The 16,496-nt window shown below is 69.6% G+C and carries 13 protein-coding genes; 6 read left to right on the forward strand and 7 right to left on the reverse strand.

Annotated elements, in window-relative coordinates; translation table 11 throughout:
* Window positions 1-11: 11 nt before the first annotated feature.
* From chvE to K1J60_RS31255, 4 genes are all read right to left on the reverse strand, one after another.
* On the reverse strand, window positions 12-1,124 hold the full coding sequence (chvE, locus tag K1J60_RS31240) for a multiple monosaccharide ABC transporter substrate-binding protein (protein WP_220649122.1): 1,113 nt from the start codon (window positions 1,122-1,124) through the stop codon (window positions 12-14).
* Window positions 1,125-1,260: 136 nt separating this feature from the next.
* Window positions 1,261-2,229 carry a hypothetical protein gene (locus K1J60_RS31245; RefSeq protein WP_220649123.1) on the reverse strand — a complete coding sequence of 323 codons (969 nt, stop codon included), beginning with the start codon at window positions 2,227-2,229 and terminating at the stop codon, window positions 1,261-1,263.
* Between the two features lie 122 nt (window positions 2,230-2,351).
* Window positions 2,352-3,374, reverse strand: a complete 1,023-nt coding sequence (locus K1J60_RS31250) for a zinc-dependent alcohol dehydrogenase (protein WP_220649124.1) — start codon at window positions 3,372-3,374, stop codon at window positions 2,352-2,354.
* Window positions 3,371-4,528, reverse strand: a complete 1,158-nt coding sequence (locus K1J60_RS31255) for a mandelate racemase/muconate lactonizing enzyme family protein (protein ID WP_220649125.1) — start codon at window positions 4,526-4,528, stop codon at window positions 3,371-3,373. The genes K1J60_RS31250 and K1J60_RS31255 overlap by 4 nt, the downstream gene beginning before the upstream one ends.
* A 768-nt stretch (window positions 4,529-5,296) precedes the next feature.
* On the opposite strand from K1J60_RS31255, the gene K1J60_RS31260 reads away from it, so the two are divergent.
* From K1J60_RS31260 to K1J60_RS31285, 6 genes are all read left to right on the forward strand, one after another.
* Entirely contained in the window at window positions 5,297-6,340 is a 1,044-nt protein-coding gene (locus K1J60_RS31260; RefSeq protein WP_220649126.1) for a LacI family DNA-binding transcriptional regulator, read from the forward strand.
* Window positions 6,341-6,483: 143 nt separating this feature from the next.
* Window positions 6,484-7,488, forward strand: coding sequence for an ABC transporter substrate-binding protein (locus K1J60_RS31265; protein WP_220649127.1), 1,005 nt, complete (start codon window positions 6,484-6,486; stop codon window positions 7,486-7,488).
* Window positions 7,489-7,588: 100 nt separating this feature from the next.
* Window positions 7,589-9,127: a sugar ABC transporter ATP-binding protein gene (locus tag K1J60_RS31270; RefSeq protein WP_220649128.1), complete on the forward strand. Its 1,539-nt coding sequence runs from the start codon at window positions 7,589-7,591 to the stop codon at window positions 9,125-9,127.
* Window positions 9,124-10,224, forward strand: a complete 1,101-nt coding sequence (locus tag K1J60_RS31275) for an ABC transporter permease (protein WP_220649129.1) — start codon at window positions 9,124-9,126, stop codon at window positions 10,222-10,224. The genes K1J60_RS31270 and K1J60_RS31275 overlap by 4 nt, the downstream gene beginning before the upstream one ends.
* A complete protein-coding gene (gene yjfF / locus K1J60_RS31280) occupies window positions 10,221-11,252 on the forward strand; it encodes a galactofuranose ABC transporter, permease protein YjfF (RefSeq protein ID WP_220649130.1) in 1,032 nt (343 codons plus the stop codon). Before K1J60_RS31275 ends, yjfF begins: the two co-directional genes overlap by 4 nt.
* A gap of 197 nt (window positions 11,253-11,449) precedes the next feature.
* Window positions 11,450-12,175: an SCO2400 family protein gene (locus K1J60_RS31285; RefSeq protein ID WP_220649131.1), complete on the forward strand. Its 726-nt coding sequence runs from the start codon at window positions 11,450-11,452 to the stop codon at window positions 12,173-12,175.
* A gap of 87 nt (window positions 12,176-12,262) precedes the next feature.
* Here K1J60_RS31285 and K1J60_RS31290 read toward each other — a convergent pair whose 3' ends face one another.
* From K1J60_RS31290 to K1J60_RS31300, 3 genes are all read right to left on the reverse strand, one after another.
* Window positions 12,263-14,632, reverse strand: a complete 2,370-nt coding sequence (locus K1J60_RS31290; RefSeq protein ID WP_220649132.1) for a zinc metalloprotease — start codon at window positions 14,630-14,632, stop codon at window positions 12,263-12,265.
* 303 nt (window positions 14,633-14,935) lie between these two features.
* Window positions 14,936-15,244, reverse strand: a complete 309-nt coding sequence (locus K1J60_RS31295; RefSeq protein ID WP_220649133.1) for a hypothetical protein — start codon at window positions 15,242-15,244, stop codon at window positions 14,936-14,938.
* Entirely contained in the window at window positions 15,237-16,472 is a 1,236-nt protein-coding gene (locus K1J60_RS31300) for a hypothetical protein (RefSeq protein WP_259408007.1), read from the reverse strand. Before K1J60_RS31300 ends, K1J60_RS31295 begins: the two co-directional genes overlap by 8 nt.
* Between the last annotated feature and the right edge of the window lie 24 nt (window positions 16,473-16,496).

Below are 16,496 nucleotides of genomic sequence, written 5' to 3' on the forward strand. Positions count from 1 at the left end.
GGTTCCGGCGTTTACTTGAGGTCGCCGGCCTTGATGTAACCGGAGTCGACGACGACCTTCTGGTAGTTGGTCTTGTCGACGGCGACCGGCTCGAGGAGGTACGCCGGGACGACCTTGGAACCGTTGTCGTAGGTCTCGGTGTCGTTGGTCTCGGGCTTCTTGTCGTTCAGCAGCGCGTCGACCATGTTCGAGGCCACCTTGGCGAGTTCGCGGGTGTCCTTGTAGACGGTCATCGCCTGCTCGTCCGCGATGATCGACTTCACCGAGCCGACCTCGGCGTCCTGGCCGGTGACGATCGGCAGCGGCTTGTCCTTGGAGCCGTAGCCGTCGGACTTCAGCGCCGACAGGATGCCGATGGAGATGCCGTCGTACGGCGAGAGGACGGCGTCGACCTTGCCGCTCTTGTAGTCCTTGGTCAGGATGTCGTCCATGCGGCGCTGGGCGGTGGCGCCGTCCCAGCGCAGCGTGGTGACCTTGGTGATCTCGGTCTCGCCGGACTTCACGACCAGCTGCTTCTTGTCGATGTACGGCTTGAGGACGTTCATCGCGCCGTTGAAGAAGTAGCGGGTGTTGTTGTCGTCGTTGGAGCCGGCGAACAGCTCGATGTTGAACGGGCCCTTCTTGGAGCCGTCCTTGAGGCCGAGCTTCTCGACGATGTAGTTGCCCTGGAGCTCGCCGACCTTCTCGTTGTCGAAGGAGGCGTAGTAGTCGACGTTCTCGGTGCCGAGGATCAGGCGGTCGTAGGAGATGACCGGGATGTTCGCGTCCTTGGCCTGCTGGAGCACGTTGTTCATCGACTTGTTGTCGATCGCCGCGACGATCAGGGCCTTCACGCCCTGCGTGATCATGTTCTCGATCTGCGAGACCTGCTTGGCGGGGTCGTCCTCGCCGAAGACCAGCTGGGTCTTGTAGCCCTTGGACTTCAGGTCCGCGACCACGTTGTCGCCGTCGGCGATCCAGCGCTCGGAGGACTTGGTCGGCATCGAGATGCCGATGGTCGCGTCCCCGGTGCTGCCGCTCTCCTCCTTGCTGCCACCCTCGCCGCTCTGGCCGCAGGCGGACAGAGCGAGGGCGAGAGAGGCGGCGGAGGCTATGGCGGCGAGTGCGGCTCGGCGAGTGCGCATGATCATCATCCTTGATGTCTTGAAGGCCTGGAACGTTCTGGCGAGGACGGCGCTTCATGAGCCGAAAGATGCCAGAGGAGATGTGGGGGATTCTGTGTGACTGCGTCTTCTTCTGTGAAGACAGTTGTCCGGTTCGTTATGAGGGATTTCCGAATCGCTTCAGTTCGCCCGGCAGACGGGAGCCGAGCGGCGCCATGTCGCCGTCCGCCCCGTGCCGTGCGAGCAGGTCCAGGGCCAGCCGGCCGCGCCGTACGCGTTCCTTGGCCGTGGACAGCGTGAGGTCCCGCATGTGGTGCCCGTAGGGGTAGATCCCGGGGGACTTCGACAGGCCGAACTTCAGATAGATCGGCGCGCCGCGCCGGATCAGCTCGGCGACCTCGTACATGCGGACATAACCGCCGAGGTCGTCGGGGGCCTCGATGTACATGTCCATGGGGGCGCCGGACACCCGCCGGATCTCCGTGAGGTGGTCGAGCGTGAGGTCGCTCGGCACATTGATCGAGTCGCCGCCGAGGTTCTCGTACACGGCGTACGCGGTGGGGTTCACCGGTCCGATCAGCGCCGACACCTTGAAGGTCGTGTCCGCCGGCAGGATCCCCTCCACGCGGGCCCTGTGCAGCGTCCACAGCACGCCCTCGTCCGCGACGAGCAGGCACTTCACGCCCAGTTCGGTGGCGCGCACGGCGTCCTCGACGCAGCCGGCCACCGCGTCGTGGCCGCGGGCCCGCAGGCCGGCGCCCTTGGAGTCGGTGCGGACGGAGGCGCCGATGTCCCAGGTGCCGCGCGGGCCGGTGAACAGGCAGAGCTCGATGTCACGCTCGGCCGTCGCCTCCACCATCTCGGTGATCTCGGCGTCGGTGAGCATCCACACGCCGCTGCCCTGGCTGATCCGGTGGATCGGCACGTCGAGCCGCGAGGCCTCCTTGAGGACCACGGCGAGCGCCTCGGGCCCCTCCACGGAGGGCACCTCGGTGCGCCAGCGGCCGCCGCCGGGGAAGGCGTGCGGTGAGGCGTCGGAAGGGTCGAGGGCGGGCGCGTTCAGCCCGAGCGCGGCGAGGGCCTGCTCGCCGGGTCGGCGCGGCGCCGGAGAGGTGGTGTCGGTCACAAGCTGTCCTTCATGTTCGATATTTCGGACGAGGTTCGCGGCTCTTGGTGCACAAAGCTCTTGGGTGTACGCCGGTACGAAGTCGTCAGGTACCCCGTACCGGCGTACGGCTCAGGGGTGTGTCATGGCCGCAGCAGGACCTTTCCGACCGTCGGGTCGCCGGACCCCACCAGCTCGATGGCGCGCGGGAACTCCTCCAGCGGCAGCTCGTGCGTGACGAGCGGCAGCGGGTCCAGCAGTCCGGCTCCGAAGACCCGCACCGTGTGCGCCCACGCGTCCGGCGCCGCGCCGAACACCGTGTGCACCTCCAGCTGTCGTACGACGAGGTCCGTCGGGTCCAGCCCGTCCGCGCCCGGCGCCGGGATGCCCGTCAGGACCAGCCGCCCGCCGCGCCGCAGCAGGGCGGCCGCCGTGCGCGCCGCGTCCGCGGACCCGGCGGTCTCGATGACCACGTCGAAGTCGCCCGGCAGGTCCTGGTCCTTGGTCCGGAAGTCCGTGGCGCCGAAGCGCTTCGACAGCTCCGCACGGTCCGGCCGGGTGCCCACGACGAGCAGCTCGGCGGGGGAGGCCGCCTTCAAGAACTGAACGGCGAACATCCCGAGTGTCCCGGTCCCCACGACGGCGACCCGCTCGCCCGGGACGGCGTTCGCCTTGAGCGCGGCGGCCGCGATGCACGCGGCCGGCTCCAGCAGCGCCGCCGCCGTCAGATCCGCGTCGTCCGGCAGGACGTGCAGCAGACGGGCGGGCAGGGTGAGGGTGGTGGCCATCGCGCCGGGCTGGGTGAACCCGGTCTCCTCGTACCCGGCCGAGCACAGGGTGGTCTCGCCCGCGTGGCAGCGGTCGCACACCTGGCAGTTCCGGAAGCCCTCGCCAACTACCTTGCGCCCTACAAGAGTTGAAGGAACGCCGGCGCCGACCTCGACGACCGTGCCGGACCACTCGTGGCCCGGGGTGAGCGGGTAGCGGACGTATCCCTCCGGCCGGTTCCCCTGGAAGACCTCGCGGTCGCTGCCGCAGATCCCGGAGGCGTGCACCCGGACCAGGGCCTCGCCGGCCTCCGGCTGCCGGGCCTCGTGCGGGACGAGCCGGTGCTCGCCCGGTGCCTCGATGACGACGGCGGTGGCCGCGTCGGGGGAGGCGGTCACTTGCTCCCCTTGGGCTTGCGCTGCTCCCAGCCCTCGGCCCACAGGTCGAAGCGGGCCTGCTGCTGCGGGAACTCCGCCGCCGCGTCCACGTCCAGCTCGACCCCGAGGCCGGGCTTGTCGGAGAGGTGGAAGTAACCGTCCACGACCTCCGGGGCGCCCGAGACGACCTTCTTGATCTCCGCGTCCGCGAAGTCGTTGAAGTGTTCGAGGATCTTGAAGTTCGGGGAGGTGAAGCCGACCTGGAGGGAGGCCGCCGTCAGCACCGGACCGCCCACGTTGTGCGGCGCGACCAGCATGTAGTGGGTCTCGGCGGTCGCGGCCAGCTTGCGGGTCTCCCAGATGCCGCCGATGTGACCGACGTCCGGCTGGATGATGTCCACGGCCTGGCTCTCGAAGAGCTCCCGGAACTCGATCCGGTCGTGGATCCGCTCACCCGTGGCCACCGGGATGTCGACCTTGGCGGCGACCTTCTCCAGTGCCTTCAGGTTCTCCGGCGGGCACGGCTCCTCCAGCCACGCGGGCTTGAAGGGTGCCAGGTCCTTGGCCAGCCGCACGGCGGTCGAGGGTGAGAACCGGCCGTGCATCTCCAGCATCAGCTCGGCGTCCGGCCCGATGGCGTCGCGCACGGCCTCGATCAGCGAGACGGCGTACAGGCTCTGCTCGTGGTCCAGCTCGAAGTGGCCGGTCCCGAAGGGGTCGATCTTGAGCGCCTTGTAGCCGCGCTCCATCACGCCCTGCGCCGCCTTGTGGTACGCCTCGGGCGTGCGCTCGGTGGTGTACCAGCCGTTGGCGTACGCCTTGACCTTGTCGGTGACCTTGCCGCCCAGCAGCTGCCAGACCGGGACGCCGAGGGCCTTGCCCTTGATGTCCCAGCAGGCCATCTCGATGACGGCGATGCCGGACATCACGATCTCGCCGGCGCGCCCGTAGTCGCCGTACTTCATGCGCTTGACCAGATCCTCGACAGCGAACGGGTCGGAGCCGAGAATGTGGTTCGTCTTCGCCTCGTGCAGATACCCGAGCAGCGCGTCGGTGTGGCCCAGCATGCGGGTCTCGCCGACGCCGGTGAGCCCCTCGTCGGTGTGCACAAGGACGTAGGTCAGGTTTCGCCACGGCGTCCCGACCACGTGCGTGCTGATTCCCGTGATGCGCACGGTACTCCCTGCCCTCTGTAGTTCGTGGTTTGTTCGAAATTTCGTCGCTCGTTCGAAATGCTGGTCGCGACAGTAAGGACGACCCGGTCGGAGTGTCAATGGGTCGAACACACAACGGTTCGGGGTGGCCCGCGCGGCCCGCGCTCCGGGAACGGTACGGGGTGATCCGGGGGCGGGTGAACGCGGCACGCGGCACGCGGATGTGAGCGGTGTCCTTGACGGGGGTGCGGACGTCCAAGGAGCCCGAGGTGAGGGCCGTGATGTCCGTTGCGTCCGTGGTGAGTTGAGTGCGGTGCGGCGATTTCCGGCCTCGATGGGAGCGCCCGTGCGGGTCGCCGTCCACCGGCCGGCACGCCGGGAAACGGTCTCTGCCAGGGGGATTGTCACCGACGGGGATCCGGCATACGGCCGCGGGGTGGATCGCGTCGACGTGATCGGGCCAAAAGCCTGTCACCCGGCCGATGAGCGGGTCCGATCGCCGCCTTCGTGACCCGGGCGGCCCGTCGCGTTACTCAAACGTGACCGCCTTCTCTGATGCAGCCCTCTTGACCGCCAGGAATTGTTAGCGCTCACAATGACCTCCGCAACGCACCACTCATCGCCCGACGGCATCCAAGGAGGTACGAGCGTCGTGTCGACACTGCGCCAACCAGCCTTCCCCCCGGATGTCTTGGGGCGTTCCGGAACTCCGGTATGAAACCGGCGGCGCGGGAGCGTGCTCCCGCACGACGGGTCTTATCGGCAGACGACCGCCAAGGAGGTGCGGCCGTGACACACTCGCAGCTGCGGCCGCCCACCATGGCCGACGTCGCCCGCCAGGCCGGGGTGTCCCACCAGACCGTGTCCCGTGTGCTGGGGGATCACCCCAACGTGCGGGACGAGACCCGGGCCAAGGTGCTCCGCGCGATCGAGGAGATGGGCTACCGCCGCAACTTCTCCGCACGGGCCCTGGCGACCAGGCGCACCCAGACCCTGGGCGTGGTCGCCTCCAACACCACGCTCTACGGTCCGGCCAGCACGCTGTTCGCGCTGGAGGAGGCGGCGCGGGCCGAGGGGTACCTCGTCTCGACGGTCAGTCTGCGCGAACTGACCGTCCAGGCGCTGTCCGAGGCCCTGGAGCGTCTCAGCGAGGGTGGGGTGGAGGGGGTGATCGCCCTCGCCCCGCAGCGGTCGGCGGTCGCCGCGCTCACCGAACTCCGGCACCCCTTCCCGGTGGTGGCCGTGGGTACCGGCTCCGGCGCGGAGATCCCGAGCGTCAACGTGGATCAGCACCTCGGTGCGCGGCTGGCCACCGGCCATCTGCTCGCCGCCGGCCATCGCAAGGTCTGGCATCTCGCCGGACCCGAGTACTGGCAGGAGGCCGCCGACCGGACCGCCGGCTGGCGTGCCACCCTCGAGGAGGCGGGCGTCGAACCGCCGCAGCCGCTGCGGGGGGACTGGAGTCCGCTCTCGGGCTACCGGGCGGGCCAGGAACTGGCCGGCTGGGTGGGCCGTGGTCTCACCGCCGTCTTCGTCGCCAACGACCAGATGGCGCTGGGGGTGTTGCGAGCCCTGCGCGAGGCGGGCGTACGGACCCCTCAGGACGTGGCGGTGGTCGGCTTCGACGACATCCCGGAGTCGGAGTTCTTCGCCCCGCCGCTGACCACCGTCCGGCAGGACTTCGCTACGGTGGGCCAGCGGAGCATCGCCCTGCTGCTCGACCTGATCGAGGGCCGGACCCCCTCCGACGCCCGGGTCGCCATCGAACCCCAGCTCGTCGTCCGCGCCAGCACCTTCCCGTACGTCCCCCTGCCGGGGACCGCTCCGGGCTGACGCGGTACCGAACAACTGAACGTCATTCATCCATCAGTGTGGCCGACATTTCGAACAATGATCGACAGGTTGGACGCAGTGCGGCCGGTCCCCATGAGTACCAGCGGTCCGTCCCCGGACCGGCTCTTCAAAGGAGAAGAAACATGCTCAACAGACGGAACTTCCTGACCGCGGCGATCGGCGTGGCGGCAGCGGGCACCCTGGCGGCCTGTGCCAAGGAGGACGAGGGCTCCGGCGGCAACTCCGGTTCCGGCGGCAGCAAGAAGATCACCCTCGGCTTCTCCCAGGTCGGCTCCGAGAGCGGCTGGCGCAGCGCCAACACCGACTCCGTGAAGTCCGCGGCCAAGGAGGCGGGCTACAACCTCAAGTTCTCCGACGCGCAGCAGAAGCAGGAGAACCAGATCTCCGCGATCCGCAGCTACATCGCGCAGAAGGTGGACGTCATCGCCTTCTCGCCGGTCGTCGTCACCGGCTGGGACGCCATCCTCAAGGAGGCCCAGGCCGCGAAGATCCCCGTCGTCCTGACGGACCGCTCCGTCGAGAGCGACGAGTCCCTGTTCGTGACCCTGGTCGGCTCCGACTTCACCGACGAGGGCCGCCGCGCCGCCAAGATCCTGGAGAAGGTCCTGGAGAAGGCCGGCCACAAGGGCAAGGTGAAGATCGCCCAGCTGGAGGGCACCACCGGTGCCGCCCCGGCGATCGAGCGCGCCAAGGGCTTCAAGGAGATCATGGACGCCGAGCACAAGGACGACTGGGAGATCGTCGTCAGCCAGACCGGTGACTTCACCCGTGCCGGCGGCAAGCAGGTCATGGCGGCCTTCCTGCAGTCCAACCCGGACATCAACGTCCTCTACGCGCACAACGACGACATGGGTCTCGGCGCCATCCAGGCCATCGAGGCGGCCGGCAAGAAGCCCGGCAAGGACATCCTCATCGTCACGGTCGACGGCGTGAAGGACGGCTTCATCGCGATGTCCGAAGGAAAGATCAACGCGATCGTCGAGTGCAACCCGCTGCTCGGCCCCCAGCTGATGGAGGTCGTGCAGAAGGTCCACGACGGCGAGAAGGTCGAGCGCTGGATCAAGACCGAGGAGAGCGACTTCATGCAGGACCAGGCCAAGGACGCGCTCCCCACCCGTAAGTACTGACCCACCCGCCCCACCGGCAGGGAGCCTCCAGGGGACCGGGCACGACCCGGTCCCGGGGGCTCCCCGCGGGCCTGAACCCATGTCAAGAGGAGCGCTGCTCATGGCAGAGCCGCGGCCCGTCCTGGAGATGACGGGCATAGTCAAGGAGTTTCCGGGGGTACGGGCTCTGTCGGGCGTCGACTTCCGGCTCTTCCCCGGTGAGATACACGCCCTGATGGGCGAGAACGGTGCCGGGAAGTCCACCCTCATCAAGGTGCTGACGGGGGTCCACTCCCTGGACGGCGGCACCATCACCCTCGACGGCGAGTCCGTGCGGATCGGCAGCCCGCTGGAGGCCCAGCAGGCCGGCATCAGCACGGTCTACCAGGAGGTCAACCTCTGCCCCAACCTCTCGGTGGCGGAGAACATCTTCATCGGACGTGAACCCACCCGCGCGGGCCGCATCCAGTGGAAGCAACTGCGCAAGGACGCCGCGGACATGGTCGACCGCCTCGGCCTCGACATCGACGTGACGGCGCCGCTGTCCTCGTACCCGCTGGCCGTGCAGCAACTGGTCGCGATCGTACGGTCGGTGGGCCACGGCGACAGCGACGGCCAGGGCTCCGGCACCAAGGTGCTCGTCCTGGACGAGCCCACCTCCAGCCTCGACCGCGACGAGGTCCTCGAACTGTTCCGCCTGATGCGGCGGCTCAGGGACGAGGGCGTGGCCATCCTCTTCGTCTCGCACTTCCTGGACCAGATCTACGAGATCTGCGACCGGATGACGGTGCTGCGCAACGGCACCCTGGTCGGCGAGCACATGGTCCGTGACCTCGACCAGGTCGGGCTGATCGAGCTGATGATCGGCAAGGCCCTGGACCAGCTGGAGGAGCTCCACGAGCACCAGCTGCGCTCCGACGTCGGCGAGACCCTGGTCGAGGCCGAGGGCCTCGGCCGGACCGGCGGCATCGCGCCCTTCGATCTGGAGATCAAGAAGGGTGAGGTCGTCGGCCTCGCCGGTCTGCTCGGTTCGGGCCGCACCGAACTCGCCCGGCTGCTCTTCGGCGCCGACCAGCCCGACAGCGGCAAGGTCACCGTGGGCGGCAAGCAGGTCTCGATGAGCGCCCCGAACGACGCCATCGGCGCCGGGGTCGCGTTCTGCTCGGAGAACCGCAAGACCGAGGGCCTGGTCCCCGATCTGACGGTCCGGGAGAACATCATCCTGGCCCTCCAGGCGTCCCGCGGCTGGACCCGGCCCATCCCGGCCGGCCAGCGCGACGAACTGGTCGCCAAGTACATCAAGGCGCTGGACATCCGCCCCGCCAACCCGGAGGCCCGGGTCGGCCAGCTCAGCGGCGGCAACCAGCAGAAGGTGCTGCTCGCCCGCTGGCTGATCACCCAGCCGAAGCTGCTGATCCTGGACGAGCCCACGCGCGGCATCGACATCGGCGCGAAGGCGGAGATCCAGAAACTGGTCGTCTCCCTCTCCGAGGACGGCATGTCCGTCCTCTACATCGCGGCCGAGCTGGAGGAGGTCCTCCGCCTCAGCCACACCATCGGCGTCCTGCGCGACCGCAAGCTGGTGGCACGGCTGACCAACGGACCGGAGATCACCACCAGCAAGATCCTGGAGACCATCGCGAGCGGAGAACACCAGTGAGCACCCCATCCGCAGCCACCGCCTCCCGTTGGCGAGCGCTGACGCACCACCACCTGTTCTGGCCGGTCGCGGTCCTGGTGGCCCTGCTGCTCATCAACGTCCCCTTCACCCCCGACTTCTTCGCGATCAAGATGACGGACGGCCACCTCTACGGCAGCCTCGTCTCGATCGTGCTGTTCGGCTCGCCGCTGATCCTGGTCGCGGTCGGCATGACCCTGGTCATCGCCACCGGCGGCATCGACCTCTCCGTCGGCGCGGTCGTCGCCATCACCGGCGCCCTGACCTGTTCGTACATCAGCGACCAGGCCGACCAGAACGCGTTGGCCGGGGTCTTCCTGGCCATGGGCATCGGCCTGGTGGCCGCGGTCGTCTGCGGTCTGTGGAACGGGTTCCTGGTCGCCCGGATGGGCATCCAGCCGATCATCGCGACCCTGATCATCATGGTCGCCGGACGCGGTGTCGCCCAGCTGATCACCGACGGCCAGATCATCACCATCAACAGCGAGCCGTACAAGCTGATCGGCGGCGGCTACTGGCTGACCCTGCCCTTCTCCATCTTCGTGGTGGCCGCGGTCGTGGCCGTCACCGTGGCGCTGACCCGCAAGACCGCGCTCGGTCTGCTCGTCGAGTCCGTCGGCGGCAACGCCGAGGCCAGCCGCCTGGTGGGCATCCGGTCGCGGCGCATCAAGATCATGGTCTATATGTTCTGCGCCCTGTGCGCGGGCATCGCGGGCCTGATGATCAGCTCCAACACCTCGGCCGCGGACGGCAACAACGCCGGCCTGTGGATCGAACTGGACGCGATCCTCGCCGTGGTCATCGGCGGCACCTCGCTGCTCGGCGGCCGGTTCTCGATCGGCGGCACCGTGATCGGCGCCCTCGTGATCCAGACCCTGACCACCACGATCTACACCATCGGCGTGCCGACCCAGACCAACCTGGTCTTCAAGGCGGCCGTCGTCATCGTCGTCTGCCTGCTGCAGTCCCCGAAGTTCCGGGCCAAGGTCTTCGGCGCCAAGGGGCGCGGAAAGCCCGCCGCCCCGGCGCAGCCCGCCGCCCCGGCCGACGCCGCCCCGAAGATGGAGGTGTCGCGATGAGCGCGACCACCAAGACCCGTACGGCCCCGGAAGGCCGTACGGCGTCCCAGGCGTCCGCGATCACCCGGCTGCTCGGTGACCGGCGGCTGCCGGTCCTGGTCACGGCCGCCCTGTTCCTCGCGATGTACCTCACCGGCCTCGGCCGGTACCAGAACTACGGGTTCGCCGAACCGCAGGTGTTCCTCAACCTGTTCATCGACAACGGCTACCTCCTGGTCGCCGCCGTGGGCGCCACCTTCGTCATCATGTCCGGCGGCATCGACCTGTCCGTGGGCTCGCTGATCGGCTTCACCACGATGTTCACCGCCTGGCTGGTGGAGCGTCAGGGCCTGCCCCTGATCGTGGTCGTCCCCATCGCCCTCGGCGTGGGCGCGTTCGGCGGCTTCCTCATGGGCTATGTGATCCACAACTTCGAGATCCAGCCGTTCATCGTGACCCTCGCCGGGCTCTTCCTCTTCCGGGGCCTGTGCCTGGTCATCAGCAAGGAGTCCATCTCCATCAGCGACTCCACGGTGAGCACGCTGGCCCAGACACGGGTGCCCCTGGGGCTGGGGGAGTTGTCGATCGGCGCCCTCGTGGCCCTGGCCGTCCTCGCCGCAGCCTTCTACGTCCTGCACTACACGCGCTTCGGACGCCGCGTGTACGCCATCGGCGGCAACGAGCAGTCGGCGCTGCTGATGGGGCTTCCGCTGGGCGGCACCAAGATCGCCGTGTACACGGTGAGCGGCTTCTGCTCGGCGCTGGCCGGCCTGCTGTTCATGCTGTACATCCAGTCCGGTGACCCGCTGCACGCCGTCGGCATGGAACTCGACGCCATCGCCGCGGTGGTCATCGGCGGCACCCTGCTGACGGGCGGCTCCGGCTATGTCATCGGCACCCTCTTCGGCGTCCTCGTGCTGGGCCTGATCAAGAGCATCATCCAGTTCGAGGGCACCCTCAGCTCCTGGTGGACGAAGATCGCCACCGGTGTGCTGCTCTGCGCGTTCATCCTGATCCAGCGGGCCATGACGGCCCGTAAGCAGACCTGAGCCGAGGAGCTCCCCGGCACGTCGGCTCCCGCGGTCCGTCGCACACCCCGTGCGGCGGACCGCGCGGCGTTCGCCGACATCGCGGCGAATGGTCGGGCTTGACCTCAACCGAGCAAACCGGAAAGCCCAGTTCCGCACACAACCTTCACAGGAGCCTCTAGGAACGCTCCCTGTGCGGAATCTAGTCTTCCCGCGTCATGGACTACTGCCACCCGTGCCGACGGCACCTCAACGGCGCCCTCGCCTGCCCGGGCTGCGGCACCCCCGTCGAAGAGCTAAGCGCGTACGCGGACGACGCCGACGCGCACCCCGAGGAAGCGGAGCAGACCTCCTCGGTGCCCGAGGACGAGCCCGGCCCCCGCGCCTCGCGCCGCCGGGCCGGCCGGGAGCGAGCGGCGGGGACCCGCTCCAACCGCCGCGACCGCAAGGCGGCCGCCCACCGGCGGCGACGCAAGCGCGTCCTGCTGATCGGCTCCGGGCTGCTGCTGGCCGTCGGCGCGCTGAGCCTGACGGAGCTGGGCATGGAGTCCCCCGGCTCGGGTCCGGCCACCAACGCGGCCGACGACGAGCCCGCGGGGGGTGCCTCGGCCTCCCCCGACGGGGGTTCGGTCGAGCGGGAGGAAACGGGCGAGGGCTCCGGCGAGGACGCCTCCCCGTCCGCCTCGCCCTCCAAGTCGGCCTCGCCGTCCGCCTCCGAGTCGGAGAAGGACGACAAGGACGAGGACGCGGCCGAGCAGGAGAAGGAGCGCGACGACCAGTCCGCGACCGGCGGCTCCCGCCCCGGTGCGTCCCCCTCCGCCCCGGCCGCCACGTCCGGCCCCGACCCGACGGTGGAGCCCACCGACGACCCGACCCCGGACGACCCGGACCCCGAGCCGTCGCCCTCGGAGACGTGCGAGAAGTTCCTGTGGTGGTGCGCCTGAGGGCGGACACGCCCGCGGACCCGGAGAAGAACGACTGACGGGCGACGGCCCCTGACGCATCGTCAGGGGCCGTCGGTCGGTGCGGAGTCACCGGTCGGCGTGGCCCTCCGCGATCTGCTGCCTCTCCCACTGCACCTTCCGCACCACCTCGGGCTTCACCTGACGTTCCTCCAGGGTGTGGACGAGCCCGTCCAACACGTGGGTCGCCGAGTCGCGTCGGCCCAGTTCGTCCATGCCGACCGCGTAACGCGTCACGTCGTGCGTCAGACGGATGTGACCGAAGGTGTTCGCCGCGGCCCCGAGGTCGCCGTAGGCCTGTTCGGCGAGTTGTCCGCCCGCCTCGGCGTCGGTTCCGGCGGCCTCGACGCTCACCGCGCCGTCCTTGGTCGCGAGAACCTTGCCGGGGACGGAGGCCGCGGTGGCCAGACACGCGGCCGAGTGCCTGGCCACGGCCGTGTCGGGGATCCGCTCGGTCACCTCGCGCAGCACGTCGTTGGCGTCGTCCATGACCCGGCTGCCGCCCAGCGCGAGAACGCGTCCCACGGTGTCGGTGAACACGTCGTCGGCGAGGCGCTCCTGATCGCGGCTCGCGGGGCGCTCCACCCGGACGGTGATCGGGTCCGCCAGGATCTGACCGCCGGAGGGGTCGGTGGTGGACGAGCCCCCGTCGCGGGCGGAGCGCAGCGCCGCGTAGACCCGGTAGACGCCGGGCTCGGAGATCTGCCAGCCGCCGACACCCGCGGAGAGGACGACCTGCTCGTACAGCGACTCGTTCGGCTGCAGCAGGACGGGCTCCGGGCGCAGGCAGTAGCGCAGGTACGGCTGGACCACGCGGGCCTCCGTCGTGCCCTCCCGCTGGACGAGGATGCTCAGTTCGTCACTGCGCAGCGTCGCGCGGTTCACCATCGTGGGGACGCCGGAGGTGTTGGTGAGCTTCAGCTCCCCGAACACCGGCTCCAGCATGGCGAAGCGGTAGGCCTGCTGCCGGTCGGTGTCGCGGTTGAAGCGCAGGGTGAGCCGCAAGGGCCCCGTGCCGGCGGTGCGTCGGGCCTGCTCGAAGCCGTGGTGGTCGAACCAGGGGATGTTGCCCTGCTGCACGAACCGCTCGGGAGCGTGCCGCAGGAAGCGGAGTTCGTCCTCGGAGAAGAAGTACCGGAAGCCGGCGAAGAACGCCTGCTCGCCACCGTCGAAGCGGTGCGGGTAGTTCATGTAACTGAAGGCGCGGGGCTCGTCCGGCAGCGGGATCCAGGGGGTGCCCAGCGACTTCTGCCACGAGTGCGCGAGGTTGAAGCAGTGACCGATCTCGTGCACCGCCGTCCAGAAGCGCATCCGACGCACGTACGCCTCGGGGTCGGGGTCGTTCGGCGGCCGTTCGGAGATGAACGACTTCGAGAACACCGCGCAGCCCTGCCGCTGGGCGGTGCCGATGTCGTCGAACATGATGCCGCCCAGACCGGGACCTTGGTCGTGCTGACCGGCGAACAGCGTCCACACCTGCCACTGGGCGACGCCCTGTCCCGTGGGGCCGGGCTTCCAGGCGGACCAGTGCCGCTGCATGGCGTCGTGCATCTCGATGTCGGACCACGTGCCGTTCACCGAGTCGGACAGCGGAATCTCGTTGCCGCCCCGGGTCCGCGTGACATGGATGCCCTGTCGGCTGAACGCGTCCTCCACGGTGAGGGTGGTGTTCGGGAGGTCGGGCGGCCGCACGGGGTGGTCGTGCAGCGCGTACTCGACGGTCTGTTCGGCGTCGGAGACCCTGTCGTACTCGATCTCCACCTCGCGGAAGTGCGGCGTGGCGTGCACGTAGCGCACCACCTCGTCGGGGGCGTCCGGCCGTACGAAGGTCACGAAGGCGCCCATGGTCTGCAGGGGCGGGGTGCCGGTCAGCTGGACCCGGATCGCCGTGCCCGGCCGCAGGGCCGTGTTGCCGTCGCGGTACTTGATCGGTCCGGCGTACGTGCCGTTCGGTTCCTTGCGGACCTTGGCGAGCCAGGTGAGCCGGCCGCTGGTGAGCCGCCAGACCGTGCCGGAGACCGTCATGGTGGGAGCGGGACCGTCCACGTCCACGCGCAGTTCCTCGAAGGACACGGCGGCGCTCTCGGGTGCCGCGACCTCGGCCTGGACCGGGGCCTGCCCGGACACGTTCCGTTGCGGGGCGGCCGGTTCGCCGTCGCCCGACGGCGCGGCCGACGTCAGGGGAAAGCCGACCGCCGCCGTCGCGCCGAACGCCGCCTCGGGAACGGCCTCGGCGGCCCCCGCGACGCCGGCGGGCGGCACGGGGAGATCGAGGCGCAGGTACACGCCGCTGCGCCCTGTCGGCGCGATGCCCTCGGCCTCGGCGGCCGGTTCGAGCGCGGTCGGCCTCTCGCCGCCCAGACGGCGGGAGATCGTGCCCATCACCGCGTTGACGAGCTGGTCGAACTCACTGCGCGGGCTGGATTCCTGAGTGGTCATGCTGCCTCCTGCTTCCGCCCACGCCGGGCACGGGCGGATGAAGGTGAACGGTGAACGGCCGGGACCCCGGACCGTTCCGGTCCGGAGAGACGTGGGCCTGGGCGATGCCGACCTACGAGCCGGAGCCGTCGAAAGCGGCTGCGGGGGCGTCGTCAGGGGGAACGCGGCATCGGACGGCGCGCGAAATGTTGAAATTCACCCGATAGGCGGGTTTTCCCTCTGGCCAGTCAAAGCCCGGCAGGGGAGAGGCGCAACCGGACCGCCGGGAGAGGGCCGTCCCCCGGCCCGTACGGTGACGGGCCCTCACACATAGCCGCGTAGGCCTCCGCCGGTCGCGGCGTGGAGGCCGCCGTCGGCGGCGCGACTGATCCCGACCCACCGGGTGACACCCGCGTCGACCCCGATGCGCAGCCGCTCGACGTCGTCGACCCGTACGCCGATCGAGTGGTCTCCCTGAGGCAACCGGACGGGGACCGAGCGGGCGAGGCCGATCTGCATCCGGGTGCGAACCTCGGGATCGTCCAGCACGACGTCCCCGTCCACCACGACCACGACGTGCTGGCCCTCGAAGCCCTCCTCCAGCGCGATGGTCAGCTCGACCGGCTCATCCAAGGCTCTGCCCTCCGTCGGGAACGCGTCGATCGGGCGGATCGGTCGGCGGCCGTCCCACGTCCGACAGCGTCTCGCGCGCTCGCGCGTCGACGAAGCGGGTCACGAGATGCTGTGCGGCGCCGAAGATGACGGCCCAGGCCACTATTTGGGGGCTGGAGTCCAGGTCGCTCAGACCGGGAACGAACGCACCCCTGATGAGCAGGACACCGATGAAGGCGGTCAGAGCCCCGGTGGGGAATTTCAACAGGGCCGCCGCGAGCGGCAGCATGTACGGCGAACTCGTCCCCTGGATCCGGCGCAGCGAGGCGATGACCGTGAGCGCCGCGCCGGCGAGCCCCGCGGCCTCCACGACGAGGACGTCGACGTCCTCGGCGTAGTCGCTCGGCTGATTGCCCGGCTTCTTTCGCACTTCCCCGGACGGGCACGCGGCGAAGTCCCTGCCCTCGGGGAGGAAGCACATGTTCAGGGAGTCGGGGCAGTACCAGCCCCAGACCGCGAGCCCGCCCGCGCCGAGCAGGACGAAGAAGGTCGCGATCCGCAGAATGATGCTGAGGCTGCGCACCCTGCTGAATTCGCCGTCCAGCGCCTCGTAGGAGGCGCTCAGGCCGGAGACGAGCAGTTCACGGTCGCCCGGCAGCCGTTCCGCCGCCTCCACGCGTCCCGCGGCCGCGGCCACCTTCACCCGCAGCGGGTCGTTCGGGCGCAGATGCTGCTCGACGTGGCTCAGCACGTCGGCGCTGCGGCCGACCAGGTCCTGATCCGAACACAGGCTGAGCAGCATCACGTCGGCCGCGCGCACATTGGCCCAGGTTCTCTCCAGGGCGGCGGCTCCCGTGAAGAGACGGCGCCGAACGGAGACGGCGTGGCGCGCCTCCTCCAGGTGCCGTGCGATCCCTTCCAGGGTCTTTTCCCGCTGACACTGCTCGGCCGGGTCCTCGACCGTGCGACACCTCTCACGGGCCGCCTGCTGTTCCAGGAAGAGGATGTGGGCGACGGCTCGCTCACGCCAGGCTGTTCTGTGTCCCCTGACCATCTCCGCGGGGGAGCGGGGGAGTTGGGCCACGTTCACCCGGCGGGCCGGCCCGCCGGCGGGAGAGGGCTTCTCCGGGGCGGGCGTCGGGGTGCGCCTGAGTACGTGTGAGGCGATCCACAGGAGAACGACGGCGGCGACGCCGCCTCGGGGCCGTTTCGTGCCGTCCGCACCGTCGAAGGCTTCCCCGTTGGTCATCCCGACCTCCAGCAAAGGCTCCCC

The organism is Streptomyces akebiae (assembly GCF_019599145.1).
Taxonomy (GTDB): Bacteria; Actinomycetota; Actinomycetes; order Streptomycetales; family Streptomycetaceae; genus Streptomyces; species Streptomyces akebiae.